Source organism: Limosilactobacillus antri DSM 16041 (assembly GCF_000160835.1).
In the GTDB taxonomy this organism is placed as follows: domain Bacteria; phylum Bacillota; class Bacilli; order Lactobacillales; family Lactobacillaceae; genus Limosilactobacillus; species Limosilactobacillus antri.
Genome location: NZ_GG700732.1, coordinates 314,557 through 324,396 on the forward strand (window position 1 = coordinate 314,557; position 9,840 = coordinate 324,396).

At 51.0% G+C, this 9,840-nt stretch carries 9 protein-coding genes; 8 read left to right on the forward strand and 1 reads right to left on the reverse strand.

The genetic code is table 11. The annotated features are described in order from the left end of the window. The coding region (locus HMPREF0494_RS11365; RefSeq protein ID WP_007123147.1) for a KxYKxGKxW signal peptide domain-containing protein at positions 1 to 1,283 on the reverse strand (1,283 nt) is incomplete at its 3' end. Between the two features lie 506 nt (positions 1,284 to 1,789). Here HMPREF0494_RS11365 and HMPREF0494_RS01515 point away from each other — a divergent pair. The 8 genes from HMPREF0494_RS01515 to ubiE all read left to right on the forward strand — a co-directional run bounded on the left by HMPREF0494_RS01515 (position 1,790) and on the right by ubiE (position 9,840). Next, positions 1,790 to 4,090, forward strand: a complete 2,301-nt coding sequence (locus HMPREF0494_RS01515) for a P-loop NTPase family protein (protein WP_007123148.1) — start codon at positions 1,790 to 1,792, stop codon at positions 4,088 to 4,090. A gap of 45 nt (positions 4,091 to 4,135) precedes the next feature. Further along, positions 4,136 to 5,020, forward strand: coding sequence for an alpha/beta hydrolase (locus tag HMPREF0494_RS01520; protein WP_007123149.1), 885 nt, complete (start codon positions 4,136 to 4,138; stop codon positions 5,018 to 5,020). Next, complete coding sequence (locus HMPREF0494_RS11370) at positions 5,017 to 5,178, forward strand: hypothetical protein (RefSeq protein WP_007123150.1); 162 nt, start codon at positions 5,017 to 5,019, stop codon at positions 5,176 to 5,178. Before HMPREF0494_RS01520 ends, HMPREF0494_RS11370 begins: the two co-directional genes overlap by 4 nt. Before the next feature lie 29 nt (positions 5,179 to 5,207). Continuing rightward, a complete protein-coding gene (locus tag HMPREF0494_RS01525; RefSeq protein WP_007123151.1) occupies positions 5,208 to 5,684 on the forward strand; it encodes a nucleoside 2-deoxyribosyltransferase in 477 nt (158 codons plus the stop codon). 164 nt (positions 5,685 to 5,848) lie between these two features. Then, complete coding sequence (locus HMPREF0494_RS01530; protein WP_040458647.1) at positions 5,849 to 6,658, forward strand: (Fe-S)-binding protein; 810 nt, start codon at positions 5,849 to 5,851, stop codon at positions 6,656 to 6,658. Next, positions 6,659 to 8,170 carry a LutB/LldF family L-lactate oxidation iron-sulfur protein gene (locus tag HMPREF0494_RS01535; RefSeq protein WP_007123153.1) on the forward strand — a complete coding sequence of 504 codons (1,512 nt, stop codon included), beginning with the start codon at positions 6,659 to 6,661 and terminating at the stop codon, positions 8,168 to 8,170. It abuts the gene before it with no gap. Next, positions 8,163 to 8,897 carry a LutC/YkgG family protein gene (locus HMPREF0494_RS01540; RefSeq protein ID WP_007123154.1) on the forward strand — a complete coding sequence of 245 codons (735 nt, stop codon included), beginning with the start codon at positions 8,163 to 8,165 and terminating at the stop codon, positions 8,895 to 8,897. Before HMPREF0494_RS01535 ends, HMPREF0494_RS01540 begins: the two co-directional genes overlap by 8 nt. A 232-nt stretch (positions 8,898 to 9,129) precedes the next feature. Further along, positions 9,130 to 9,840, forward strand: a complete 711-nt coding sequence (ubiE, locus tag HMPREF0494_RS01545) for a bifunctional demethylmenaquinone methyltransferase/2-methoxy-6-polyprenyl-1,4-benzoquinol methylase UbiE (RefSeq protein WP_007123155.1) — start codon at positions 9,130 to 9,132, stop codon at positions 9,838 to 9,840.

The following is a 9,840-nucleotide window of genomic DNA, read 5'->3' on the forward strand; positions in this document are numbered from 1 at the left end:
AGTTGGCCGGCAGCATCAGAAACTGCACGGTAATCAGCAGCGGCCTTTTGTGCTTTGATAGCATCGTTATTGCGGTCATTAAACAGCTGGCCGGCAGCATCGGCCTGATTAGCAGCCTCCTGTGCCTTAACATTCAGCTGGTCCAGCTGTTGTTGTAAGCTAGTAACCTTTTCATCAGCTTGCCGTGAAGCGTTATTTGCCTGAGCCATTGAACTAGATAATGCACTAAATGCATCCGTTAATTTATCTAGCGCTGCTTGCTTTAATGATGCATTATTAGAATCATCTGCCCAGTTTGAAACAGCGGTCATGGCATCATTAACCTTTTCATAGGCAGGAAGCCCATTGGCAGCCATTACAATTGGATAAAGTTCATCAGCAATATCATGAGGAGCTTTTTGACCTCCACGAGCATCATTTAAGACAGGCCAAAAGTCTTGTAATGCTCCAGTGGCATTAGTTTCATTTTCACGTGCAAAAGTTTGATCGCTCTTAGCGTTTTCCAACTGTTCTCGCAACTGTTCAGCAGCTTGTTCCAGGTTGGCCTGATGAGTGATCTTTTTGTCCCAGTCAGACTTAGCATTATTTGCCTTTTCTTGTGCTTTAGCAGCGGCCTGGTCTAGATTACTTTGATGAGTAGTGGCCTTATCCCAAGCAGACTTAGCATTGTTTGCTTGTTCCTGTGCTTTAGCAGCGGCCTGGTCTAGATTACTTTGATGAGTAGTGGCCTTATCCCAAGCAGACTTAGCATTATTTGCCTTTTCTTGAGCGTTAGCAGCTACAGTATCCAAGTTACTCTGATGAGTAATCTTCTTGTCCCAGTCAGACTTAGCATTATTTGCCTTTTCTTGAGCGTTAGCAGCTGCAGTATCCAAGTTACTCTGATGAGTAATCTTCTTGTCCCAGTCAGACTTAGCATTATTTGCCTTTTCTTGAGCGTTGGCAGCTGCAGTATCCAAATTGTTCTGGTGAGTAACCTTCTTATCCCAATCAGTCTTGGCATTATTACGGAGTTGATCCGCCTTGTTGGCTGCAGCGTGAGCGTCGTTAGCTGCCTGTTGCGCTTGTTCAACTGTGGTGGCTGATTGAGTAGCAGCATCATTAGTTGTCTGCTGGCTAACCGTCTGCGTAGCAACAGGGGTCGTATCAGCGTGGGCTACAACGTCATTGCTCTTCGCAGTCCCCAAAGTTAGGCCGGCAAGAACGGCAGTGGTCACTAAACCAGCTGAAACCCAATTCTTTTTGGCCTTATATAATTTAAAATGAACTTTACTACTTGGCATAGTAATAATTCCTCCTCAAAGTAAAAAATAATAATTCAAACATCCTTGATGCTGGAATTATCACCATTTTAATTGGTTTTTTTTTTTTTTTTTTTCTAAGGCTCATCCGCTATCATAGTTATTCATAATTAATTAATTTATACATCTATTTCTAAAAAAGATCAGCAGCAAATGAAGCCTGCACAGGCTTCATTTATTGACGGGGAAATAGTGCATTATCAAAAATATTTTTGCAAAAAGGCAATTTCCCTTATCAGGTGATATGCTACGTTAGCAAGACAATTGTCGGAAAATGAAACATCAACGGTTAGGGTGCGCTTCTCCGAATTGAAACTAGCGGTTACTAAAGTGAAAAATAATCAGGTAAGTTAATTTCGCCGCTTAACACCTAATCGCCATCAGTTATGAACACTTTGCTAATCTTTTGTCCAGTGCTTGCAAAATCAGCCTAAATCAACGAAAATAAGGTTAATTATTACTCTAATGAAGAAAGAAAAGGGAACAGTATGCCAAGCGAATCAGACTTAACCAAATTGCACATCGTGTTTAACGGGCAAAAGACCCCGCCGCTAAAAGTCAACCAGCTTTTTGACTCCCGGCGCTTTAACCGCTTTACGGCGATTACTGGTGAAACCGATGCCGACTTTGTCAACCGCTACCTGAGCAAGTTTATCCAAGCAGAAGTGGTTCTCGGGGCCTCCCCGGCAAAGCACGTTAATTCGGCGAGTGAGGTAATCACCAAGGTGGCCCTGACCGATGCATTGCTGGCGGTGGCCAATAAGAAACCGGCAAAACTATTTGAGGCCCTCTCAAGCGGCAACCAGGCCAACGTCCTAAACGGTCTGTTCAAGTTTGAATACGCACCCGCCCAGGCGATCTACTCCCGCTTTTACCTGCTGAGCAACGAGGAGAGCGGGGACTGCCGGGTCATCCTTGGCAGCATTGACCTGACCGCGGAATCGTTTGCTAAGGACCGCAACCAATATAGTGAAGTGCTGGTGTTTGATAATGACCAGCGCCTCTTTAACAACCTGCTGGACCACTTTAAGCACGATATCAAGCCGGTCCTGCGGCCATACTTCAGCGATAACCTCTTAAAAGCTGCACAGCAGCAGCTAGACGAGATCAAAAAGGACCAGAGTGCTGAAGGCACTAGCGTGGTCATCCTTGACAACGATACTACCGACCAGGTTGCTGCTCAGGACATGACCGACATCATCAGTCACGACCTCCAGCAGCAGATCGACAGTGCCATCATTCCCCACGACACGACGATCGCGATGCGCAACGTTACCACTGACCGCTCACTGGTTAAGGAAGAGATCGAACGGGACACCAAGCAGCATGACACCATTTACAACCTCCAGAAGCTGTCAGTATCTCCCCGGGCGGCTAAGCCGAAAATCAAGGACCGGCAAAAGATCTACCAGCAGGTTAAAGAGGCTTTGGTAAGCGGCATGACGCCCCAGCAGCGGACGGCGGAAAAGAAGTACACGACCTTTTTGTATGACCGTCCGATGGAACGGAACCTGGTCAACAACAATAGTGGGCTGTACGTCCCCAACGACGCCGGGACCCACCCAATTCCGTTCGGCAAGTTGGCAACGATCAGTCAGATTCGGGATAGCTTAAAGAGCATCGGTGACGTGATGCAGGGTTACCAGCGCTACGTCGTGGACTACTCGGACAACTACGGCAAGCGCTTCTATGAAGCCATCATGTACAGCTTTACGGCCCCGTTTCTGTGGGAAATTCGGACCAAGGCCAGTTTGAACCCCGAAGACGGGAACGACATTCCGAATTTCCTGATCCTGGGGGCCACTGCGGGGTCCGGGAAGTCAACCCTCCTGCGGATTATCAACCAGCTCACCTGGAACACTGACCGCTCCCTGATCGATTTCGGGACCATTTATCCAACTGATATCGCACAAAAAAAGAGCAAGACGGTTGAAGCCATTGAACACTACATGAAGACCGGGAGCTCCTATCCCGTCCTGCTAGACGAAATCGAACCGTACTTCTTCCAGCAGGACCAGTACAGTCGGCACTTAGTCGTTGACACGATGAACGAGCTGGTCAATAATCCACGGGCAATCGCCCCCTTGATTGGGACCACCAACTATGATTCCGGCTTTACGATGCTCCGGGAAACCGCGCGGCGGACCTACTACCTGCAGATTGATAAGGTCATCGACGAGAAGCTTAAGGGGGAGGCCAACCGGTATATCTATAACGTCCGGCAAACCTTAAACAACACCCTGTTCAAGGACTTCGCCCTGCGGATGGCCAGCCTATTGGAAGATGATGAAACTCCCTGGCGGTCATTTGACCCGAAAACGGGACGACTTGACTTTCTCGCCCAAACCCGGCAGCTGTTCCGTGAATACTACAAGATGGCCGGGATGGAGGTTCCAGAATACTTTGCGGACACCATCTGTGACGACTTTAAGGAGAGCTCGCGAAACAGCTGGGCCAAACTCTACCTGACGCAGGAAGACGACTTCAAGTACCGGGAGGGTGATGACAGCCTGCTCTTCGACATTTCCAAGCTTAACCCCGCCAACGGCTTTACCGCCGACAGCATTGAAAAATACCGCAACGCCTTGCCAATTGAGCTGTGCGTAAACGGGATTAACGGCAAGCGGGGGAAGTTTGTGGAAATCAAGGCCAAGGACTTCTTCAACTGGATTGGGGAGCGGAACCCCTATGCCGGCGAAACACCGGCGGCCCCAGAAGTCAGCCAGGATCGCCAGCAGCCAGCAGAAAAGCCGAAGAAGAAGGGCTTTTGGGCCCGGCTGTTCGGTTAATAAACTAAAACCAATCCCGACTTTAAGGATTAGTTGCGCAAAGGGATGGTTATTATCAAAAGATTTTTCAAACGCTTTTTACTAGTTATTGCCAGCCTGGTCGTACTGGGGGGCTGTGTTCAGCTCTACCTCCTGCGCGGGACCACCGGCCGGCCTTTGCGTGAACGCGACCTGCGAGCGGACACCAAGTATTCCTCCACGCCCACCATCCTAATTCCCGGCTGGGGCGGCAGCACGGTCACTTATGACAAAATGATTAACTACTACCAAGACCAGCACCTGGCGCAGAAGGTTTTAACCGTGTGGGTTTCACCGCGGGGCCGGGTCCGCGTTTCTGGCCGGCTTTCTAAGGGGCAGAAAAATCCGCTGATCCAGGTCCTTTACGACTGGAACTATGACCAAACGTTTCATCCGCAGGTCAAGCAGCTGACCAGCGTGCTAACTTACTTGCAGCAGCACTACGGCATCCGCCAGGTCAATATCATTGCCCACTCCTATGGCGGCAATGAATTCTTGCACGCCTACATGGATTCGCCAGCACTGCAGCGGAATTTAAAACTGCATAAACTGATCTTTATAGGGGTTCCGGTGGAAGAAAGTCTATCGGCCCGGCTGGAGTATCGTTACCACCTGATCCGCCACTCTCACGACAAGAATTTTCTCCGGCTCCGCCAGCAAATGCAGGCTTGGCAGCCCAATTATCCCTTGTCGATTTACAACATCATGGGGACTAAACCGGGCAGCACGCGAACCGATGGGTCAGTGCCGGTGGTGCAGGCGGAAATGCTGCGCTCGCTGGTCAAGGATCACCCAACGATTAGCTACCAGCAGCGGATCTACCCCAATACCACCCACAGTCAATTGCACGCCCGCAAGACAATCTTTCGCTACATTGCACACCAATTATGGGGAAAGGATGATGCCAAATGAAAAAGGAGCATGGTCAGGTGACCGGCCTAATCTGGCGGGGTGCCGATGACCTGGTAACCTACCAAAAGCTGCGGACCTATGCAGCTGCTCACGAACTGTCAGTCGCTGCAGCTGCCAAACAGATTATCAAACAGACGCTAGACGCTTTAGAGCGTTAAGTACCCATCTCGAAAGGAAGAACTATTTTATGAGCAAGAGCAAAACCGTTTATTTCTGTGCTGGCTGGTTTACCGACAAGCAAAACCGGGCCTACCAAGATGCCATGAAGGCGATCGAAGCTAACCCGACGATTGACTTGGAAAATTCCTACGTTCCCCTCCAGCACCAGTACAAGGGCCTCCGGGTCGATGAACATCCGGAGCTGCTGAAAGACCGGGAATGGGCAACGGCAACATATAATGGCGACCGGGTCGGTGTATCTACAACCGACATGGTCCTTGCCGTCTATATCCCTGAGGAAGAGGATGTCGGTATGGGCGTCGAGTTGGGGATGGCGAATGCGCTGGGCAAGTACATTACCGTGGTTACCCCTGATGAAGACTTCGGTAAGCCGATCAACCTAATGACCTGGGGAATTGCGGACAACTTCATTAAGATGTCCGACCTCGCCAAGTTCAACTTTAACCAGCCCAGCTACAACTTCTATGAAGGCAGCGTCTACTAAACGAACAAGGGGATTATGACATGCTCATAATCCTTTTTATATTACGGTGGTAATCAATAAATTGACAGTTTTGGTTGAAACGCTTACAATATTAGAAAGACTAATATAGTGATAGATGATGAAGGGAGGAAGCTCAACTAGGAAACTTAGCTGGGTGCTTTATTATGGATAATCAACCACGAGTATGTATTTTTTCTTCATGCTTAGTTGATCTGCTCTTTCCAAACGTTGGCAAGTCGATGGTCGAGGTCTTAGAACGCCTCGGCTGTCAAACTTTTTTGCCGGAGAAACAAGTTTGTTGCGGGCAGCCAACTTATAACAGCGGTTATGCCAAAGGTTCAATGAAAACATTTAAAAACGAAATTGACGCGCTGCTGAGTATCGACGCGGATTATATCGTCGGGCCTACCGGTTCATGCGTGTTTATGATTAAGGAATATAAGGACATCTTAAAAGATGATCCGGTGTACGGTCCCCGTGCGGCTGCGCTTGCTGACAAGATCTATGAATTCAGCCAATTCATTTATCGGGTGCTCGGGGTTGTCGACTGCGGGGCTGAGCTGGACGCGACCATTACGGTTCACCGTTCCTGCCACATGACCCGCCTGCTCGGTGAACGCACGGCACCGTTTGTTCTCCTGGACCACGTTAAGGGGATTAAGCGGATCCCGCTGCACAATGTTCAACTGTGTTGCGGCTTTGGCGGGACCTTCTCTGCAAAGGAACCGGAACTCTCCACGGCGATGGTTGCGGACAAGGCCAAGAACATCATGGCGACCAAGGCGGATATCCTGGTGGGGATGGAAACCTCTTGCCTGATGAACATTGCCGGCTACATGAACCGGAACGGGCAGCACATTAAGGTAATGCACATCGCTGAAGTGCTCAACCACGATGTTGACCCCAGTCGGATCAAATATTTAAAGGATACTCACGAAGCGGTTGTTCCAGCCAATGGGGAAGGGGTGTTTTAGATGGGAATTGCAACGAGTAACCAACCCTTCAAGCAACGGGTAAAAGAGGCAGAGTCAGACCAGTTCATGCGGGACGCGGTTGCCAAGGCCCAGGATGCTCAGTTCGTGAAGCGGACTGCATCCCGGCGTGAACTCGGCCACTGGAATGAATGGCGTGATTTAGCTGAACAGATTCGCCAGCACGTTCTCAAATACCTGCCGGACTACTTGGAAGAATTCGCCGGGAACGTCGAACGGCAGGGGGGCCATGTCTTCTTTGCCCAGACCGAAGACGAAGCGCACCAGTTCATCAAAGAGCTGGCGATTGCTAAAAAGGCCAAAAGAATCGTTAAATCTAAGTCGATGGTCACGACCGAAATTGACCTGGATAAGACCCTGCTGTCAATTCCGGGAGTCAACTTGCTAGAAAGCGACCTGGCCGAATTTATTCTCCAAGAGGATAACTGGGAGGAACCGGCCCACATCGTTTTCCCAACCCTGGGTATGAACCGTGACCAGATCCAAAAGGAGTTCCAAAAACTCGGCTATGATGGCGATAATGATCCCCAACACGAAGCCCGGTTCGTCCGCGGCTACTTGCGGAAATACTTCATGAGCGCTGACTTCGGGATTACCGGTTGTAACTTTGCCATTGCCGATAACGGGATGATTAACCTGGACACCAACGAAGGGAACGCCGATTTAACGATGGCGATTCCGAAGACGCAGGTCGTCGTAATGGGGATGGAACGAATCGTCCCGTCAATGAAGGAAGCCGAAGTGCTTGACAATATGCTCGCCCGGAGCGCGGTCGGCCAAAAGCTAACTACCTACTGTACCTTTACCGGAAAGCAAAAGGCGGGCGAAGTGGACGGTCCCGAGGACTTCTGGGTCGTAATCGTCGACGACGGCCGTTCTAAAGCGCTAGGGACCGAATTTGAACCGATCCTCCAGTGTATTCGCTGCGGTGCCTGCATGAACGTCTGCCCGGTCTACCGGCAAATTGGCGGGAAGGCCTACGGTTCAATTTACCCTGGCCCGCTGGGCGAGGTTCTGTCCCCAATCCTGGGCGGCTACGAACAGTTCCAGGAGTTGCCGTATGCTTGTTCGCTTTGTGCGGCTTGCAGCGAAACCTGTCCGGTTAAGATCCCGCTCCAGCACCTGATCCGCGAGCACCGGATTATCGAAATGGACGATAAGCATATGGACCACTCAATGACCAATCTGATTTTAAAGATGGTTGGTGTGGGAACCGGGTCACCAGCGCTCTTTGATTCGGCACTGGAAATGGCGCATTCAGGAACCAAGCTCTTTACCGATGGCGGGCCAAATGCTGTCGAGCCAATGTACGATGGCGGCAAGATCGACTATGTACCGAAAGCGGCACCGAAGTTAATTCACGGTTGGATTGATACCCGGGACGTGCCCCGGCCGCCAAAGGCCAAGAATAACTTCCGCCACTGGTATAAGCACCACCAGCCGGTGGAACCCGCGCCAATTGTAAAGAAGGAAGGAGGCCAAGCGGATGAGTAGTCTTTTAGAACAAGCCAATAGTAAAGAAAACCGGGAACAATTCTTAAACCGGCTGCAAAAAGCTAGCGGACGGAAACGCCACCAGCTGGCCGACCATCCTTTTAAGCCATTGAATAACCTGCCTGACCAGCTCTTGGCGGACCTAGATCCAGAAGATCTCTATGCGGAAGCCATTAAAAATAGTAAATCAGTTAACGCTACCGTGGTTGAAAAGTCAGCCGCGCAAGTCGCGGATTACCTGCGGCAGCTAGTGGCGGAAAAGGGCGTCAAGAACCTCCTCTTACCCGGGGTTGACCAGGCAGTATGGGATAATTATGGGCTGGGCGACTGGTACCAGCATTCCGGCGTGGCCACGGTCAACACCTGGTCACCACAGGCCGGGCGGATGACGAACGAAGAATACGCCAACCAAGCGGACTTAGCCGTGGGGATGGCCGACTACCTGATTGCCTCTACGGGAACGGTGACCGTCGTTAACAGTCCAGTTCAGGGACGCGGCTTTAATTTCCTGCCGACCCGGTTCGTGGCGATCGTTCCTAAGAGCGGTTTAGTGCGGTCGACCAGAGAAGCGGTTGAGAAGTACCAGCACCGCTTTGCCGATGGGCTGACTACCTCGGCCATCACCTTTATCTCCGGGCCTTCTAATTCCGGTGATATTGAAATGGAGCTGGTTGTCGGCGTTCACGGGCCGCTTGAATGTACCTACCTGGTCGTTGCCGACCGCTAATAAGACGAAAAAGCTATCAGGCGCCGGAATTACGGTCTTGATAGCTTTTCTAGTCTGGCGGTGCTATATTTAATGACGGACTGGTTGTGAAGGGCAAGTACGGAGCAACCGCCTAACCGTCAAGAATTGCTGACTTCCACTGACCGGTCGGCAGGATTATCATGGAGGGAATGCTGTGTCCCTTTTCTGCTCGGCAATTAGCCGGGTTTCCGTACTGGCACAGCGGAGATAAATGACACTAACCAATCATCACTCTGAAAATGAAGTCAATGAAATGTTCTCCCGGGTGGCGGGGAAGTACGACCTGCTTAATAACGTTATCAGCCTGGGAACGCAGAAAAGGTGGCGGGCCGCGCTGTTTGACCAGTTAACGCTCAAGGCGGGAATGGACTGCCTTGACCTCTGCTGCGGAACAGGGGACCTGACAATTGCACTGGCCCAGCAGGCCGGCCCCAGCGGGCGGACCGTCGGCTTGGATTTCAACCGGCCGATGCTAACAATTGCGAAACAAAAGATTCGCAAGGCCGGGCTAAGCAAGGAAGTTGAGCTTGTCCAGGCGGATGCGATGCACCTCCCGTTTCCGGACGGCAGCTTTGGCGTGGTCACGATCGGTTTTGGCCTGCGCAACGTGCCAGATGCCGGTCAAGTGCTCGCCGAAGCTTTCCGGGTCCTAAAGCCGGGCGGACAATTTGCCTGTTTAGAAATGTCGCAGCCAACCAACCCGCTGGTCAAGGTTGGTTGGCGGGCCTATTTCAGATTATTTCCGCACTTAGCCCAGCTCTTCGGTGGCAAGGCCGCGGATTACCGGTACCTGCAAACAACCGCCCAGCGGTTTGTCTCAGCCAACCAGCTGTTGCAGATGATGCAGGCCGCCGGTTTCCACGAGCGTCACTATACCAAACTCAACTGGGGCGCAGGAGCCCTGCATATTGGGAGAAAATAA